A 16,999-nucleotide genomic window follows, 5' to 3' on the forward strand; every position below is an offset into this window, starting at 1 on the left:
CTAAGAGGAATTACAAGATATGAAATTACAACTATATATAATATATGCATAAAATTCTACAGTGGGTCAATAATTCCCGTACCATATGCAGAGATGGCGCAGTTTTATGCACGTCCTGGAACATCACACTATTTCCTGTGTGTCGATTGTCAGACCGATGAACAGCTCAACGAACTTGTGCGTAATTGCACCGAAACCGCCTTTCCCCCGTGCGATGCGTACAGAACAGACTACGACGAGACGGCGGGCCGTATACGAACTGGAGGGCCTGCGCGTGGTGGATGCATCAATTATGATTGGCGAGAAGCACGGCTGCGTATTTTGTGGCGAATGGAATGTCGCTGAGAGATAAAAATTCCGTCGCGACTTGATTTGACTGTAGGCCTTGCAAGGTTGAGAGTTACCGTATTGATATGGGACCGAATCCTGCTATAAAAACGTGAGGTAACTCTCATGCTACTCCCTCTCAGCAATCCTCAATAATCAGGTACACCGCTTTCACCGGGCCATGAACCCCGACGACTTTAATAAGCTCAATATCCGCCGTTGAACTAGGACCGCTAATGATGTTAATGCAGGACGGCATACGCTCACCAGACAGCGCTTTCTGATGCAATTTTTCTGCGAGTTGCGCCACACGTGGCAGGATGGTGCTTTTGCGCAGGATAAAAATTGAGGACTCAGGGAGCAAACTCAACGAGCGCCCACGCTCAGCAGCGGAAAAAAGCACCACGCCTCCCGATTCTGTTAAGCCATATTCAGCATACACTACGCCAACTTTAGCCTGCTCTGCCTGCGAGATATTCTCGGCACCTTTCAGCGGGTCCCACACGGCGGCATTGCATTCCTGTTGTAAACGCTCACTGACCCCCAATTCTTCCAGTCGCGAGTCACCGCTAATCACCACCGACTGCTCTCCCAGCTCTTTACACAGGCGTAATACAGCTTCTGCGGCCTGCGCCTCGCTGGTCAGTTCACAACGCGTCAACATGACATCACTGGCAAACTGGATAAAAGCGTCACAGCGCTGTTGCTGGTTAAGTTCAGTAAGACGCTCGTTAGCATAGTTGTTAAGCGGCACATCTTCCGATTGCGGTTCGAGTCGCAGCGGGCGGCCCAGTGCCTGAGCAACGTTTTGCAAGAATTCGCTTCGATTATCCATTTTTTTTCTCCTGCGCCTGATGTTTCTTAAACCAACTACGGAAACTCTCGCCGTCAGCTTCAGGAAGATCGCGGGCTTCCATCCAGTCGCTAATCGCACCGATCCTGAGTGGTGTTTTGCCACCACTGATAAACCAGCTTGCCGCATGAGCGCCTGCCATCATCCCGACTTTCCACAATCCCGGATGGCTATTGGCATAAGCGAACATTTTGATCGCCCGTTGCTCTGCTTTTGCGGTGATCCCTTTTTCAGCCATCACCCGACGATGACGCAAAATCAGTTTTGACAGAGGAATACGCACCGGACACACGCTGTCACAGGCCGTGCATAAAGAGCAGGCGTAGGGTAAATCTTTAAAATCTTTATAGCCGCCAAGTAGCGGAGAAATCACCGCGCCGATTGGCCCTGGGTAAATTGAGCCGTATCCGTGACCTCCAATGTGGCGATATGCCGGACAAGTATTCATACAGGCTCCGCAACGAATACAGCGCAGCACATCCCGAAATTCAGAGGCCAGCACTTCAGAACGCCCGTTATCAACAATAACCAGATGAAACTCTTCAGGCCCGTCCACATGCCCCGCTTCGCGCGGCCCTGTCAGCCAGGTGTTGTATCCCGTCAAACGTGCGCCAACGGCACTACGCGCCAGCATGGTGATCAATACATCAACCTCGGCAAACGTGGGGGCAATACGCTCCATCCCCATCACCGCGATGTGCGTTTTAGGTAGCGTGGTACACATTCGCGCATTGCCTTCATTGGTCACCAGGCATACCGAACCGGTTTCTGCTACCGCGAAATTACAGCCGGTTATACCGATTTCGGCACTGAGGAAATCTTCACGGATCTTTTGACGAATGAATAAGGTCATCGCTTCAGGCGTCTCCGGGCCATCATAGCCCAGACGTTCGTGTAGCACCCGGCGGATCTGGTGGCGATCTTTATGGATAGCCGGGACCACAACATGAGATGGCGGATCTTGATCCAACTGAAGAATGTATTCACCCAGATCGGTTTCAATCACCTGAATGCCAGCATCCTGCAACACATGATTGACGCCAATCTCTTCGGTCACCATCGATTTAGATTTCACCACCTTCCGGGCATTTTTGCGTTGGGCGACCTGTAAAATGTAGCGGGTAGCGTCTTCTTTGGTTTTTGCAAACCAGACGTGACCGCCGTTTTGCGTCACTTTTTCGGAGAGCTGGTACAGATAAGCGTCGAGATTACTCAGAACATGATCACGTATCTGGCTGGCACGATCGCGCCACTCCTCCCAGTGACCTAATTCATCGACCATTTTTTGCCGATTTGCTCCAATACGCTGCTGCGCGTTTGCCACCGCTTTGCGCATGATCGGATCTTCAATTTGCTGACGGATGCGTGTCTTGAATTCTGTATTACTGGTTTTGATCGACATCTTTATACCCTCAGCGGCTCATCAGCACTTCAGCAATATGCATCACTTTGACTTTCTGCCCTTCCCGTTGTAATCGCCCACTTATATTCAGCAAGCAACTAATGTCGGCACCAATTAAATACTCAGGACAGACCTCCATCAGGTGTGAAACCTTTTCTTTCACCATCTCGCCGGAAATTTCGGCCATTTTGACCGAGAACGTACCGCCAAACCCGCAGCAAGTATCCTGTTCGGCAAAGGGCAACAGCTCCAGTCCACGTACATTTTTTAGCAGCGTAAGTGGTTCATCCTTCACACCCAGCTTACGGGCCAGACTACAGGATGGATGATATACCGCCCTCCCTTGCAAGCTGGCGCCTACATCGACTACCCCTAATGTATTGACAATAAAAGAAGTGAGATCCTGCATACGTGCGGCGACCTTTTCTGCACGTGATGCCCATTCTGGTTCGTCAGCCAGATATGTTGGGTAACTTTTTACGGCGTAAGTGCAGGAACCGGCGGGAGAAATAATGGGATCGTCGTTATCTTCAAGTGCAGCGATCAGATTTTTCATTCCTGGGATCGCTTCTTTGATATAACCACTATTGATCGCAGGCTGACCGCAGCATCCCTGTTTCTCAGGAAAATTTACGCGACAGCCGAGTTTTTCCAGGAGCAGCACGGAGTCTCGTGCCATCCTTGATTTCAGTGCATCACCGATACAGGTAACAAAGAAATTGACATTCACAACCAATACTCCATTGCTTCATTTCTATTTATGCCTGATCGCAACCACCCCTTCTGGGTTTTCAGACATCAATAAAAATGGCGGCTTTTTTATTGAGTAGCAGAATACAAATTCAATCCGATTTGTATGACAAATCAATAATCCATCATTGGATACCTGGATGCAATAGCTAATTTTATTTCTTTCGGCGCCGCTCACATTTTTATAATGATCGCCACTAACAACGCGGAATCATCCATTCGATATAATAACGTCATGAATCCAATATAATTTATCTTAAATAGCCATTTAGAGTTACTCATTTGGCATCTATTAAAACAGACCCCAAATGAGTATAAATAAAATCATTAACAATAATTACACAACCATTAATAATTGTAATTTTATCTTACTGAAGCGATTCAGTGTGTATTCTTTATTTTCATTATGAGATCCCGCCTTCGGAAAACATATAAAACACCTGCTATAGGTTATATTTTCAGAGTGCGGGTCAGGTAGCATCCTGATAAGTCTAATTAGTTATGTATTTTTACGCCAAGACAGCCACGAACAAACTCAGGATTAAAATGTTTTACGGATTCGCCAACATACCCCAGATCAAGTGAGCTTATTTGCGCCATTTCTTTCTCTGTCAGTGAAAAATCCCAGATAGCGAAGTTCTCTTCAATACGATGCTGATGAGTCGATTTTGGAATAACAACCACTCCCCGTTGAATATTCCAGCGTAGAATTACCTGAGAAATCGATTTTTGGTGGGCATTTGCAATACCCTGAAGCAGGCTGTTTTCAAATGGTTTATGTCTTCCACCGCCTAATGGTGCCCATGCTTCAGGCTGCACGTTGTAGTACTTCATGGTTGCCAGCGCTTCTGGTTGGGCAAAATAGGGATGCAACTCAACCTGGTTGACCATTGGCTTAATTCTGACTGTTTCACAAAAGTTTGCCAGAACATGAGGATAGAAATTGGAAACCCCAATCGCTTTCAGTTTGCCCTCTTCATAGGCCTCTTCCAGTGCACGCCATGCACTGAAATAATCGCGCATTGCCTGGTGCAATAAATAGAGATCAAAGTATTCAAGTCCCGATTTTTTTAATGACGCTTCAATACCTGCTTTTGCCGTATCCTGATCAACCATGTCCTGCACCCACAGTTTAGACGTAATAAATAACTCCTCGCGGGTACAGAAACCTTCCGAAATGGCTTCACGAATAGCGTCGCCGACGGCGTCTTCATTACCATATACCGCTGCAGTGTCGATGAGTCGATAACCGGTTCGGATAGCATTCAACACTGATTGTTTACATACTTCTTTATCGGTAACCTGAAAAACACCAAATCCCATCATCGGCATTTTCAGATTGTTGCTTAATACGGAAAATTCCACTAGCAGTCCCTCCATTACATATGAATCATTAGTCTACGTTAAAACATGACCGCAGATTAGTATGTGGATTTTGATATCACTTATGTAAAAATTTCATTAATAATAGGGGACTGTAATTTCTCTATTTTCGGGGACAATGAAGCAGACGCTATCAGTGCTTTTGCCTCGTGCCTTGCTGTTTTTGATACACTTAGGGCCCTGGACATAACAAAAATGTGCGATATGACGAAGAATTAATGGAGAATGTGATGATCAGGCAGAAGATTCTACAGCAGCTCCTGGAGTGGATTGAGTGCAATCTCGGTAACCCTATCTCAATCGAAGATATCGCACAGAAATCAGGCTACAGTAGACGCAATATCCAGCTCCTGTTCAGAAACTTCATGCATGTGCCGCTGGGAGAATACATTCGCAAACGAAGACTTTGCCGGGCAGCTATTCTTGTCCGACTCACAGCGAAATCTATGCTTGATATTGCACTATCTTTGCATTTTGATTCACAGCAGTCATTCAGTCGCGAATTTAAAAAATTATTCGGCTGCACTCCCCGAGAATACCGACTCCGTGATTATTGGGATCTGGAAAATATCTTCCCTCCATTTTTAGCACGCCAACATACAAAAACTGATTGCATATTAATTCATTTCCCTGAAACACGTATTTTTGGCAATTCATTTAAGTATGATACTGAAATATCGAATAAATCACCGGATGAAGAAGTCAAATTGCGACGTCATCATTTAGCCAAGTGCATGAAGGATTTTAAGACGGATATCTATTTCGTCTCAACGTTTAAACCATCAACAAAGTCGGTCGATTTACTCACAGTTGAAACCTTTGCTGGTACGGTATGTGAATATGCTGACATGCCGAAAGAGTGGACAACGACCCGAGGACTTTATGCCTCTTTCCGTTATGAAGGAAATTGGGAACATTACTCTGACTGGGTGCGGAACATCTATCTGATAGCGTTGCCTGCCAGGGGGTTAGCCAGAGTGAACGGCAGCGATATTGAGCGATTTTATTACAATGAAGATTTCGTAGAAAAGGATGGCAATGATGTTGTTTGCGAAATTTTTATCCCCGTTCGTCCGGTTTAGTTTGTCACCATGTCTTATTGAGTTTTATCCTGGCCTGCTACTGTTTAATCAGTATCAGGCCAGGTATTCAGTGAATAATGGCGTTGAACATATCAACACCATTATTCTTTATTAGATCGTAACGTTCATACTATTCAAATTATGGCATCTCCTCCTCGCCCTTTTCAGTCTCTGCAGCCACGGCGTTAATTGTCACCTTCACAGGCTTCATTTCGTACCCGCCATACGTCAGTGCGTTGTATGTGAACGTATAGACACCTGGCTTGCTGGTACTAAATGTACGCGTGATTTTCCCACCCGAGAAATGGTCAGCCTTCGACGGCAAGAATTGATAATCCGCCTCTGTCACCCCTTCCGGAGCCTCAATGTCGACCCACACATTCCCCCCAACAGGGTTATTTGCCGAGAACAGGGTAACCGTCATTGTTGCGGTCTGTACCCCATCCGCCACCAGAGAATCTACATTAGATGATGCGGCGAGCTCCGCGTTTTTATCATCCGCGACGAATTTAGATTCGGCAGTTTTCGTCGATACCTGACCGTTGCTCTGACTCACTTGCGCCGTGAGTGTATATTTCGCTGCGACAGTAGTCGTGGCGGTAAAAATAGCCTGCCCTTGCTCATTAGTTTTCGCCGTCCCATCGGGAGCCAGAACTAAATTTGCCGGGCTGGCAGTCAGCGTCACGTCGCTATCTTTCAACAGGTTGTTATTGGCATCAGTCACCGTAACTTTATACGTCTGTTTGGCTTTGCCATCCGCCAATGCATAGTTGCCAATCACCTCAATACCGGAGACGGTTGCGGTAGCCTTATCGGCCACAAACGTTATAGTCTGCGCATCCGAAGGCTTGTCATTTCCTGCCGACGCCGTGACCTCATACGTTCCGGCAGTCACGGAAACCACTTTCAGTACCGCTTTACCCTCCTTGTCGGCGTTCACCATAATATTACCGTCTGCAAGCGGTTTGACGCCCCGAGGCAGATTAAAGACGACCACAGCGCCAGGAAGAAGGTTGCCGTATTGATCCTTAACCGTTGCCGTCAGCGTAAAGGCATCATTGTCGTTTGCCACTTTTGGCGTGCTGCCATCAACCTCCAGGGTCGCCTGACCGGTACTGAAATCCGCCTTGAATTTCACCGTAACCGTCTTCTGAGTATTATTCACTGAGGCCGCGATGCTGTGTTCCCCGGCAACCGTTGACATCAGCTCAATGTCGGCTTTACCTGCCGCATCGGTTGTTACCGTATTCCCCGTCTTGCTGGTCACACCTTTCGGCAGAGTCAGCGTCACATTTTGTCCCTGCAACGGGTTACCATAGGTGTCCACAACGGTCAGGGTTACCTGGTTAGTCGACTGTCCATTTGCCAGCTGGTTATCAACCTTCACCGTCATATCACGAATCTCAGCCTTAGATGCGTCACCAGCAACGTTCAGCACCAGTGGCTGAGCAACGGCATTTTGGCCGTTCACTCGCGGCATCACAGACAGCTGACCCGCGGCAGATCCCAGAGTTAAGGTCGCCACGTAGACCCCATTACTTTTCTCTGTCCAGTTTCCTGCTGAAGGTCGCTCTGTCCCCGTGCTGGCGGCACCGCTAAACACTGGTGCATCGAGCTTCAGGTCACTAACAGGGTTCCCGTACGCATCCTTCGCGATGAAGGTGAGTTCCGTCGTCGCTTTGACGGTCGGAGCCTCATTGTCAGCAACAAGCGTAGAGTTCGCTGATGACATCTCCCCCGCAACGACAGTCAACCGCGCAGCATCGGTGGCTGCTGGCTGACCGTTGAATAGCGGCATAACGAGAAGCTCACCTGTCTTTCCGCCTGTGGTCAGCGTAGCGACATAGGAACCATCGCCTTGCTCGGTCCAGTTGGATACCGTCGCCCCTTCAGATGCAGCACCTGTCAGGCTTGCCGACAGGGAAAGGCCGCTGATAGCGTTGCCATGCGCATCTTTTGCAATAAGCGTCACGGTTGTGCTTTCGCCTGCTTTTACGTGATCTTTTGCCACAGAGACTGTCGACTGGCCTGAAGATAACGCATCAGCCACCACGGTCACTTTAGCCGCATTCGCTGCCGCGTTCTGCCCATTGAGCTTCGGCATAACCTCTAATTCACCCGCCGTAGTGCCGAGAGAAATCTGCGCAGTCCAGGTCCCGTCGCCATTATCCGTCCAGCCTGAGGCCTTAGAACCTGCAGCGGCTGCGCCCGATAATGACGGTGCATCCGGATTGAGGCCAGTTACAGGGTTGTCATTAGCATCTTTTGCCGACCAGATTGCCGTAACTGTACCGCCAACCACCGGTTTATCCGGATTCAGGGCGATGGTCGAATGTGCTGCATCAAGCGGCCCGGCGACAAACTTCAGCGTTTGTTGTAATGAGCCCAACTGATACTGCTCGCTAAAGGCACGCACAACAACGTTTCCGGCACGGGTCGAAGAAACCGTAGCGCTGTAAACGCCTGGTTTTACCTCCGAAATGGTACCAATGGTGACACCGCTGCTATCCTGCGGAACAAATCGCAAGCGGCTGGCCTCTCCCGTCACCGGGTTGCCATCAGTATCCACCGCAGTCAGCATCAGCGTGTGGGATTGCTGACCATCGGCAACCACGTCTCCTGAAGATTCATTCACGCTCAGAGTAGACTTCGACACATCCATCATCGTGGCGCGCAATTCTGCAGTGACGGTTTTGCTCATGCCATCAACGCTAACCGTAATCGTTGCCTCACCTGATTGCGTTCCGGTAGTAAAGACAGACTGGTACACCCCAGCTTCAGTTTCGGTGAACTCACTCAGTGTTGGCTGTGCCTGTGATTTAGTGGCCTTCAGGGTACGAGTCACAATATTTCCAGCTGGCTTGAACGTCAGCTCAGACTTGATCTGATCTTTCATACCCGTGACTGGCTGCCCCTCGGCGTCGCGCAGAGAAAGCACCAGTGGCTTTTGCTCACTACCGTTAGCAAGCATTTGGATACGGCTCTGACCGTCAAGCGTTAACGCCGTGCGCTCGGCACTCATACCTGCTCCGGTAATGACCACTTCTGTCTGCACGCGTTTTGAGGCATTGCCTTTGTTATCGTAGGCAACCGCAGAAATCGCATAATAATTGTCTTTGCCTGCCTGGTAAGCCGGGAGCGTCACTTGCCACTGATTACCCTGCCCGGTAATTTTTCCGCCTGCGGCCAGCAAAGATGGCGCTTCCCATTGAACATTTTTCAGACCGTGAGTTGCTTTGCTCACCACAAGCCCCAGGGAAACCGTCTGCCCGCCCTTACCTTCAATGCGCTCAGGCAGAGCAATACGGATCACTTCAGATTTGCGATACTCAAGAACGATGTTGTTATTACGCTCAACCAGGTCATAGCGGCTGCCTGCCAGTACCCGACGCTCGCGAATGCTATCCGTATCGAGTTGTTTCGCCAAAGGTTCGCCAATTCGGTAGTTAACTTCCAGGCCAAAGCGAGTGTCATTCTCACCGCTCTTGCCCTGCTTATGCCCGGCGCTCAATGTCAGAAGAGGCACTGGTGTATAGGTCACCTCGGCAGAAATAGCATGTGGATCTTTCTGGCGCTTATCTTTACCAAACAGCCCAACTTCATCGCCATAATACTGTTCATACATCAGGCTTGCGCCAAGCTGCGGCCAGGCAGGTAAATAGCCCTCTGCGCGGATATCCCAACCATTCGCCGGGCGTTCCTGATAATCCTCAATATCCGGCGATTTTTTCCAGCCAGAAGCCCGAATATAACCATTGGCGCTCAGTTTCAGATAATCGCGCCAGTATTCCGCACCAACACCAATGCGGGTATGACTACGGGATAAATCATGGTCGATAAAGGTGTTCACCCCCGCCATCCAGTCATTTCCTGAAAAATGACGCCAGCCAAAACCAATATTTGACTGAGTACGATCGTCTGTACGATGTATTGCCCCCTGAGTGAACAACATATTTGTCGGCGTATCATAAATCGGATAAAGCATTTCCAGCGAAGAATCCTTCAGCGAGAAATCTTTATCGACATTCAGTTTAACGCGCGCAGTACCATATTTCCCGAGCCACTCCTGGATTTCCTGGGTAGCTTTAGTGGTGGCCATCCCGGTAATAAAATTACGTGTCGCATCGCTATCTGGCTGACTACTCAAAAATGTCCCGGCATTTGCGGCAAACGACGCGACATTTTTCTCCACATTATTATCAGCAGTTACCGTAGTATTTTCCATGCTCAACCGTGGCTGAACCGCATTCTGCGCACGTGCCGCCATTACTGGCGTAAAGGTGACTGCAAGTGGAAAAAGAACCTGAACAGAGATATTTGCCCACGCCACGCAGCGGGCCAGAACTGAATAACGAAATCGTGGTTGTTTATGACCTGTTTTATAACGTGACATTGAGATAATTTCCTGATGAACGAATTAACGAACATAGGCAGACACAAATAATGGCGTCCGCTTGTCAGAAAAACCGGGAATTTCCCGGTTTCCTTTTCCGCAGAAAAGGAAATACCTTTATGTAAGAAAGTACACCGCCACCTAATATATCCAGTGCCTGTAGCCACTCATCAGGTGGTTGGGCGCGGGATTATATTTTTATTTATGGGTGAAAATTTAGCTTTTTGTGCAAGTCATTAAATAGATACCTAAGTTATATTTCTTAGTCTGCGGACAGTGAATAATTCATTATTCAGAGTGAATAATAATGACCTGCCTTTAATTTATCACGATTGGCAATACGTCGAAGTAGGTATATACGCCAGGATAAACCAATATATTTTTTATGGATATTCATTTTCCTTCATCAGACTGTAAATTCCGGGGATATCGAACTTGCACTGCTCATCTCAACACTCAAACAGATTTATGAATTTCGTTCATAACCCCTGACAAATCCTGCCGTCTAATCGAGCTCTTCCCTTTAGGTTATGCTTCTCATGAACGATAACGGAAGGATAACACCATGCAAAAAGTAAAACTGAACAACGGTATTGAAATGCCCCTGCTGGGCTTTGGTGTATTTCAGATGACCGATGCCGCCGAATGCGAAAGAGCGGTCATTGACGCTATTAACACCGGTTATCGACTGATTGACACCGCCGCCTCCTATCAAAATGAAACCCAGGTCGGGAACGCACTGAAACAAAGCGGCATTGCGCGTAACGAACTCTTTGTCACCACGAAACTCTGGTTGCAGGATACCAGTTACGAAGGGGCCAAAGCCCAGTTCGAACGCTCTCTGAATCGACTGCAACTTGATTACGTTGACCTGTATTTGATTCATCAGCCTTACGGTGATGTCCACGGTGCCTGGCGCGCCATGGAAGAACTGCAACAGGCAGGCAAGATCCGCGCTATTGGCGTCAGTAACTTCCATCCTGACCGACTGGCTGACCTTATCGCCTTTAATAAAGTCGTTCCGGCGGTAAACCAGATTGAAGTTAACCCCTTCAACCAGCAATTACAGGCCGTTCCGTGGATGCAAAGTCGTGGCATTCAGCCAGAAGCCTGGGCACCGTTTGCGGAAGGGAAAAATGGTCTGTTCCAGCATCCTGTTCTCACGGCAATTGGCGAGAAGTATGGCAAAAGCGTGGGCCAGGTTGTTCTGCGCTGGATCTACCAACGAGGCATTGTTTCACTGGCAAAATCAGTGCGCAAAGAACGCATGGAAGAGAACATCAACATTCTCGATTTTGAACTCAGCCCTGAAGATATGCTGCAAATTACCGCCCTGGATACCGCAACCAGCGCGTTCTTCTCTCACCGCGATCCCGCAATGGTGGAATGGCTGACTGGCCGCAAACTTGATGTTTAAGCCGCGATAAAAGAGGTATTCATTCAATGCAAAAACGTTATCTGGGTAAATCCGGACTCGAAGTCTCCGCCCTTGGGCTCGGTTGCATGGGTTTAAGCCACGGCTACGGCCCGGCGACCGATACCCGTCAGGCTATCGAACTTATTCGTGCTGCGGTTGAACGTGGCGTCACCTTCTTCGATACCGCCGAAGTGTATGGTCCGTATCTGAATGAAGAAGTGGTCGGCGAAGCCTTAAAACCGTTTCGTGACCGTGTGGTGATTGCCACTAAATTCGGTTTTACCTTCGGCGATGATAATAAGCAGCAGATTTTAAACAGCCGCCCGGAACATATCCGTGAAGCCGTTGAAGGCTCATTACGCCGCCTTAAGACAGATGTTATTGACCTTCTGTATCAACACCGTGTTGATCCGGATGTTCCTATTGAAGATGTTGCAGGAACGGTGAAAGACCTAATTGCAGAAGGTAAGGTCAAACATTTCGGCCTGTCTGAAGCGGGAGCACAAACCATTCGTCGTGCACATGCGGTACAACCTGTCACCGCCCTGCAAAGCGAATATTCCATGTGGTGGCGTGAGCCTGAACAGGAAATTCTGCCGTTGCTGGAGGAACTGGGGATTGGTTTTGTCCCCTTCAGCCCACTAGGTAAAGGTTTCCTGACGGGGTCGATTAAACCAGGAACCACTTTCGGCAAAGATGATTACCGCAGCACCGTACCGCGTTTCGCAGCACAAGCCATTGAAGCCAATGAAAAACTGGTCACCTTGTTAGGTGAACTGGCCGCGGAGAAAGGGGTAACATCTGCACAAATCGCACTGGCATGGCTGTTAGCACAAAAGCCGTGGATTGTTCCCATCCCTGGCACCACTAAACTGCATCGGCTGGAAGAAAACCTGGGTGCTGTCGACATTGTTCTTTCGCGCAATGATACGCAGCAGATAACCGAGGCACTGGAAACAATTAAAATCGTCGGTGAACGTTACTCGCCTGAGCACCAGGCACGCGTAGGCCGTTAATGCCCAGACGGGTCCACAACAAAATGTGGACCCGTTACTCTGAATACGATCAACAGCGCAAAAGCTGGCGGATGCTGCTTGCGACTGGGGTAGTAAAGGTAATATCCGGGAAAAGTTGGACACCCCTCCTGCAACATATGAATAAGCTTGCCTGACTTTACATACTTCTGAACCATGTCTTCAGGGAAAGCGATCCCAAACCCTGATAACGCGGCATCAATTCTTACTGGCAATGGGCTACACGTCAGTTGCCCCTCAACCTTGACGCGAAGTGGTTTCCCTTCTCGCTCGAACTCCCAGTGGTAAAGCCCACCGGCGGTTGGCAAACGCATATTGATGCAGCGATGATTTTGTAGCTCGTGAGGCGTTTCAGGTAAGGCGTTAGCGGCAAAATACTCCGGTGCCCCCACCACGGCCATCCGCATCTCTGGTCCAATCCGCACTGCAATCATATCCTTATCCACACTTTTCAACGCGCACTCATGAAGGGCGTTCATAGATACAATTATTTTAGCCACATTACTGACAATTATGATAATTGATAATCTGTATGTATCGAAAATAAAGATTAATTATCATGAGGTTTACCATGAAAATACTCGTTGCAGGAGCAACAGGATGCATCGGTATTCATGTAGTAAATACCGCTATTGCAATGGGTCATCAGCCCGTGGATCTGGTCAGTACCCTGAGCAACGACGCCGCTAAAAATAAAACATTCGAACTGGTCGCAGAACGAGGAGAAGCGCAGCAGGATCTGCCCCCTCTGTTTGCAAACCTGCAGAGTGATAATCCTCAAAAAAACGATGGGGTTTTGGATATAGACAATATGCCTCTGCATGAAGAACCTGAATGTATTATTAATGACCTGAATCTGCACACCAAGGTTAACTAATTTTAAAATATGACAATTTTATCATATAGCGGTCAGTATTATGACAGCTTTAATCTGTACAATTATCAGGAAAGAGACGTTCTCTCCTATATTAATTCATTTTCAAACATATAACTTAGATTAGGTATTAGTTATGAAAACACTACTTGTTACTACATTAGTCATGGGCCTTATTTCGGTGAATGTTGCATTTGCAGCGCAAGAAATTAATCATACAGATGGCAAAGAAAAGATTGGTGTAATCTCAGCCAGCAATGCCTTGACGCTTGATGAGTTATCGAATGCGCTTTCTCGTAAGGCTGATGAGCAAGGAGCAACGTCGTTCAAAATCCTGTCTACTACGGGGAATAACAAACTGCACGGAGTTGCTGAAATCTATAAGTAAATAGTAAATGATGTGCCATGGACTGATTATCATGAGCATCGGTTCCATGGCTTGTCCTTACGACGAAAATGCAGTCTCAGCAGATTGTAAACACGGTACATTTCTAATGTGTGAATAGCACAATTATGCGGGGATCATACAAGGAGAGCAGCGTAATCCTCAGGGCCAATCTCAGCCTAAACTATGGATCACTTGTGTGCGATTAGTAATAATTGATGTAATACATCTTTCCAAATTTGTGATACAGTTCAAAAAATTGGTTGACCAAACTCGTTATCTATATAAGAGGCGCTTATGAGGTGCGCTCTTTTTTAAAGCGAGGAAATACCAATGAAAGAGAATAAGATACAAGAAATCAGTAATAAGCTGATTAATATTGTTGTTTTGGTTGCAGTTGTAGAATATGCTTATTTATTCCTCCATTACTATTAATTACATCTAAAAACAATTCCCTTAGGTGATATTTAAAATATGTATCCTCCACCTACTTTGTAAGAGTTATGTCAGTGGGGAAGGATATTCGTACGGTTTCGAAGGGAAGTTTAAAGAAACCGTATTTGTGCCGCACTAAAAGAGATTGCGCATTGAGTCAGCACTTTAGTTACCCAATGCGCATGTTGGTTCACCAAATTGTTACTTTGGCTGCGTGATAAATAATCAGCCGGTAAAGCAAGGCTCACCCACATTCTCAATGCGTTCATACCGATCAGCGGGTAGTGACATAAATCAGCAGTTCGGCTACTGAATAGTGCCGTCACCAACGATAGCCAACAACATCTCTCACTTCCGGCACGTTCAGTTAGCTGCGGGAATCCCACATATCCAGACTGTCAGATTGTGAAGCGAAAAGGACGGCTATATATCATTTGCAAATCTAATCCACGCTTTAAGGCTGTTCAGAGGCGCAAGAAAAAGCGTTAACTCTGAGTTTGAAGGTTCAACGACACCTGGCTGGCTGCATAATCATGCCTGATTAATGCTGGTGTATTCAGTACGCCAGCATTAACTTTCCTGCAAACGTATCTTCTTACTCATTAATGGCTTGCTACCTGCTGATGCTGTGTATGAGCCGCATCAACCGCTTTTTGATACCATTTTTTAGCCAGTTGTGGATTTTTCTCTACGCCCAATCCCAAAGAATAAATATCACCTAAAGCCACAAAACTGGGAGCAGTGATATGATCCATTCTGCTGATATGTTTAAGATAAAGGTTTATCGCTTTTTGATAATCGCGTTTTACGCCATTACCTTGTTCATAAAGTTTAGCCAGACGATACTGCGCCGTAATATCATTATTTTTATCGCCTTTCTTATAATATTTCGCCGCTTTATTATAATCCTGAGGAACGCCTAATCCTCTTTCATAAATAATCCCAAGATAACGTGCAGCTTTCATTTCTCCCGCCAGGTCAGCTTGCTCAAAAAGGCTTAAGGCTTTTGCATAATCATACGGTACGCCATATCCATTAAGATATAAAATCCCTAAATCCAGTTTCGCGCGGGGGTTTCCGCTGGCTGCTGATTTCGTCAACCATTTAAAAGACTCAGTATAATTCACCGTTTGATTGTAGTTTCCATTCAGGTATGCTTCCCCCAATCTGGCTTGCGCTTCTGCATCTCCCTGAGCAGAGCGCGTTATTATTTCATCAAAATTCATTTTTGGTGGAGTATCTGCATATACAGATGCAGAAAAAAATAGAATTACAAATAATAACGCCTTCATTCTGTCTCTCGGTAAAAATGACTGCCAACACGATACCTGATGACAGTCTGGCCTACACTTTATTGTTTGCGTTGGTTAAATAACCATTCACGAACTGGTTCTATGCTGTAAGCAATACGCCATGTGTTACGATGCCCGCTGGCACCTTCTCGCGAAGAGTATTCATCAAATACACTGTCTTTTATAAAAACGGTATAACGGATATTACTTTGTTCTTCAAACAATGTGTCGGCAGCAAATCGATATTGTTCAGGGTCCCATTGACCATTCCATGCTGCACGAGAAACTTTTCCCCCAAACTGCTCAAGACGTTCAGTAATCGCGTTGAAGCTGGGAAAAGCCCCTGCATCATCTTCTGAGGCCATAAACCACAATTTGTTTTTAGCTATTGGAGCAACCTGTTCCGCATCCCATTTTCCTGCAACCAGGTAACTCGCTGTGAAAAAGTCAGGATATTTGATATTCATAGCGATGGCCAGCATACATCCCCCTGACTGACCAGTAACATAAATACGTTCAGGATCTATTTTATATTCTTTCATCAAAGACTGAACAAGATTTATTGTTGTATCAAGCAACGTAGATGTACGCCAGTCATCATCAGCAATGATTTCATTATACTGAGGAGCTAAAACATAGCAGGGACGTTTCAGTTGTTCTTCCGGTTCTGCCCAAATTACTGCGCCTAGCCCCTGAAACAGAGTCGTTGTTATTTGTGCACTGGTAGCCCCTGCATCATGCATAAAAAGAACCAATGGTAATGCTTTATTTTGCTCTTCAGGCATAAAGAAATTATATTCTAGTATTTTTCCGCTTTCATTGTCTTTATATTTACCTTGTCTAAAACTATCGACCACCAGATTTGAAACGGCGTTAGTTTCCAGCGTGGTATTTTGTGTAATCACAGTTGCAGATGCATCTTTATATCTAATAGTTTGGTTTAGTTTTTCTCCTGCAACCCAGGAGGGTTTACCTTGCCCTTGTTTGGGAACTGCTTTTTGTATTGTTGGGTCCGTTATAGTTTCTTGCCATTCATTTTGTGGTTTGCTGTAGTCCAGTTCAAGAATCGCGTACTTACCTGATTTTGCCTCAACCAAAGCTGTTGACTGACTGATAAACACTTTATTGATATGATAATTTTTTACGCTAAACTCTGTTGACGAAAGTTCTTCCTTATTTATAGGCTTTTCAAATTCTACAGCTATCGCAATAAGTCGAACTCCGTCACCAAAAACTTGTGTAATAGCTGTAGCCTTTATTGCCTTGTTGTTTGTGTTTGCGAATACAATGCGAGGCATTGAAACAACTAAAGCACCCGCAACACTTTTAATTAAAAACTCTCTGCGCGTCGGCATAAATGACCTCTTTACTT

Annotated in this window: 13 protein-coding genes and 3 pseudogenes; 8 read left to right on the top strand and 8 right to left on the bottom strand. The window is 46.7% G+C overall.

Annotated features, from left to right (window positions below):
- Window positions 1-141 precede the first annotated feature (141 nt).
- Window positions 142-371 (top strand): annotated as a pseudogene (locus D9741_RS23665) (choline dehydrogenase); the annotation flags it as partial.
- 95 nt (window positions 372-466) lie between these two features.
- Here the strand turns inward: D9741_RS23665 and D9741_RS20560 are convergent.
- The 4 genes from D9741_RS20560 to D9741_RS20575 all read right to left on the bottom strand — a co-directional run bounded on the left by D9741_RS20560 (window position 467) and on the right by D9741_RS20575 (window position 4,697).
- Window positions 467-1,162 (bottom strand): lactate utilization protein C, encoded by a 696-nt coding sequence (locus tag D9741_RS20560; RefSeq protein ID WP_130218348.1) that lies wholly within the window; start codon window positions 1,160-1,162, stop codon window positions 467-469.
- Window positions 1,155-2,582 carry a LutB/LldF family L-lactate oxidation iron-sulfur protein gene (locus tag D9741_RS20565; RefSeq protein ID WP_130218350.1) on the bottom strand — a complete coding sequence of 476 codons (1,428 nt, stop codon included), beginning with the start codon at window positions 2,580-2,582 and terminating at the stop codon, window positions 1,155-1,157. Before D9741_RS20565 ends, D9741_RS20560 begins: the two co-directional genes overlap by 8 nt.
- Before the next feature lie 10 nt (window positions 2,583-2,592).
- A complete protein-coding gene (locus tag D9741_RS20570) occupies window positions 2,593-3,312 on the bottom strand; it encodes a (Fe-S)-binding protein (RefSeq protein WP_130218352.1) in 720 nt (239 codons plus the stop codon).
- Between the two features lie 515 nt (window positions 3,313-3,827).
- A complete protein-coding gene (locus D9741_RS20575; RefSeq protein WP_130218354.1) occupies window positions 3,828-4,697 on the bottom strand; it encodes an aldo/keto reductase in 870 nt (289 codons plus the stop codon).
- Between the two features lie 248 nt (window positions 4,698-4,945).
- On the opposite strand from D9741_RS20575, the gene D9741_RS20580 reads away from it, so the two are divergent.
- Window positions 4,946-5,797 carry a helix-turn-helix domain-containing protein gene (locus D9741_RS20580; RefSeq protein WP_130218356.1) on the top strand — a complete coding sequence of 284 codons (852 nt, stop codon included), beginning with the start codon at window positions 4,946-4,948 and terminating at the stop codon, window positions 5,795-5,797.
- 139 nt (window positions 5,798-5,936) lie between these two features.
- Here the strand turns inward: D9741_RS20580 and fdeC are convergent, their stop codons facing one another.
- A complete protein-coding gene (gene fdeC / locus D9741_RS20585) occupies window positions 5,937-10,190 on the bottom strand; it encodes an inverse autotransporter adhesin FdeC (RefSeq protein ID WP_130218358.1) in 4,254 nt (1,417 codons plus the stop codon).
- A gap of 565 nt (window positions 10,191-10,755) precedes the next feature.
- Here fdeC and D9741_RS20590 point away from each other — a divergent pair.
- Both D9741_RS20590 and D9741_RS20595 read left to right on the top strand, forming a co-directional pair.
- Entirely contained in the window at window positions 10,756-11,607 is an 852-nt protein-coding gene (locus tag D9741_RS20590) for an aldo/keto reductase (RefSeq protein ID WP_130218360.1), read from the top strand.
- Between the two features lie 26 nt (window positions 11,608-11,633).
- Window positions 11,634-12,623 (top strand): aldo/keto reductase, encoded by a 990-nt coding sequence (locus D9741_RS20595; protein WP_130218362.1) that lies wholly within the window; start codon window positions 11,634-11,636, stop codon window positions 12,621-12,623.
- On the opposite strand, the pseudogene D9741_RS20600 reads toward D9741_RS20595, so the two are convergent.
- Window positions 12,620-13,093, bottom strand: a pseudogene (locus D9741_RS20600) (LysR substrate-binding domain-containing protein); the annotation flags it as partial. The gene D9741_RS20595 and the pseudogene D9741_RS20600 overlap by 4 nt on opposite strands.
- Before the next feature lie 119 nt (window positions 13,094-13,212).
- Here D9741_RS20600 and D9741_RS20605 point away from each other — a divergent pair.
- From D9741_RS20605 to rpmJ, 4 genes and pseudogenes are all read left to right on the top strand, one after another.
- On the top strand, window positions 13,213-13,518 hold the full coding sequence (locus tag D9741_RS20605) for a hypothetical protein (protein ID WP_130218364.1): 306 nt from the start codon (window positions 13,213-13,215) through the stop codon (window positions 13,516-13,518).
- A 133-nt stretch (window positions 13,519-13,651) separates the two neighbouring features.
- On the top strand, window positions 13,652-13,903 hold the full coding sequence (locus tag D9741_RS20610) for a DUF1471 domain-containing protein (RefSeq protein WP_130218366.1): 252 nt from the start codon (window positions 13,652-13,654) through the stop codon (window positions 13,901-13,903).
- A 330-nt stretch (window positions 13,904-14,233) separates the two neighbouring features.
- Window positions 14,234-14,335 (top strand): small membrane protein YkgR, encoded by a 102-nt coding sequence (ykgR, locus tag D9741_RS20615; protein ID WP_064530486.1) that lies wholly within the window; start codon window positions 14,234-14,236, stop codon window positions 14,333-14,335.
- A gap of 387 nt (window positions 14,336-14,722) precedes the next feature.
- Window positions 14,723-14,824, top strand: a pseudogene (gene rpmJ, locus D9741_RS20620) (50S ribosomal protein L36); the annotation flags it as partial.
- Window positions 14,825-14,937: 113 nt separating this feature from the next.
- Here rpmJ and D9741_RS20625 read toward each other — a convergent pair.
- Together D9741_RS20625 and D9741_RS20630 are read right to left on the bottom strand one after the other, a co-directional pair.
- On the bottom strand, window positions 14,938-15,627 hold the full coding sequence (locus D9741_RS20625; RefSeq protein WP_130218368.1) for a tetratricopeptide repeat protein: 690 nt from the start codon (window positions 15,625-15,627) through the stop codon (window positions 14,938-14,940).
- A gap of 59 nt (window positions 15,628-15,686) precedes the next feature.
- Complete coding sequence (locus tag D9741_RS20630; protein ID WP_130218370.1) at window positions 15,687-16,982, bottom strand: PHB depolymerase family esterase; 1,296 nt, start codon at window positions 16,980-16,982, stop codon at window positions 15,687-15,689.
- Window positions 16,983-16,999 lie beyond the last annotated feature (17 nt).

The sequence above is a fragment of the Escherichia sp. E14V7 genome, assembly GCF_004212225.1.
Taxonomy (GTDB): Bacteria; Pseudomonadota; Gammaproteobacteria; order Enterobacterales; family Enterobacteriaceae; genus Escherichia.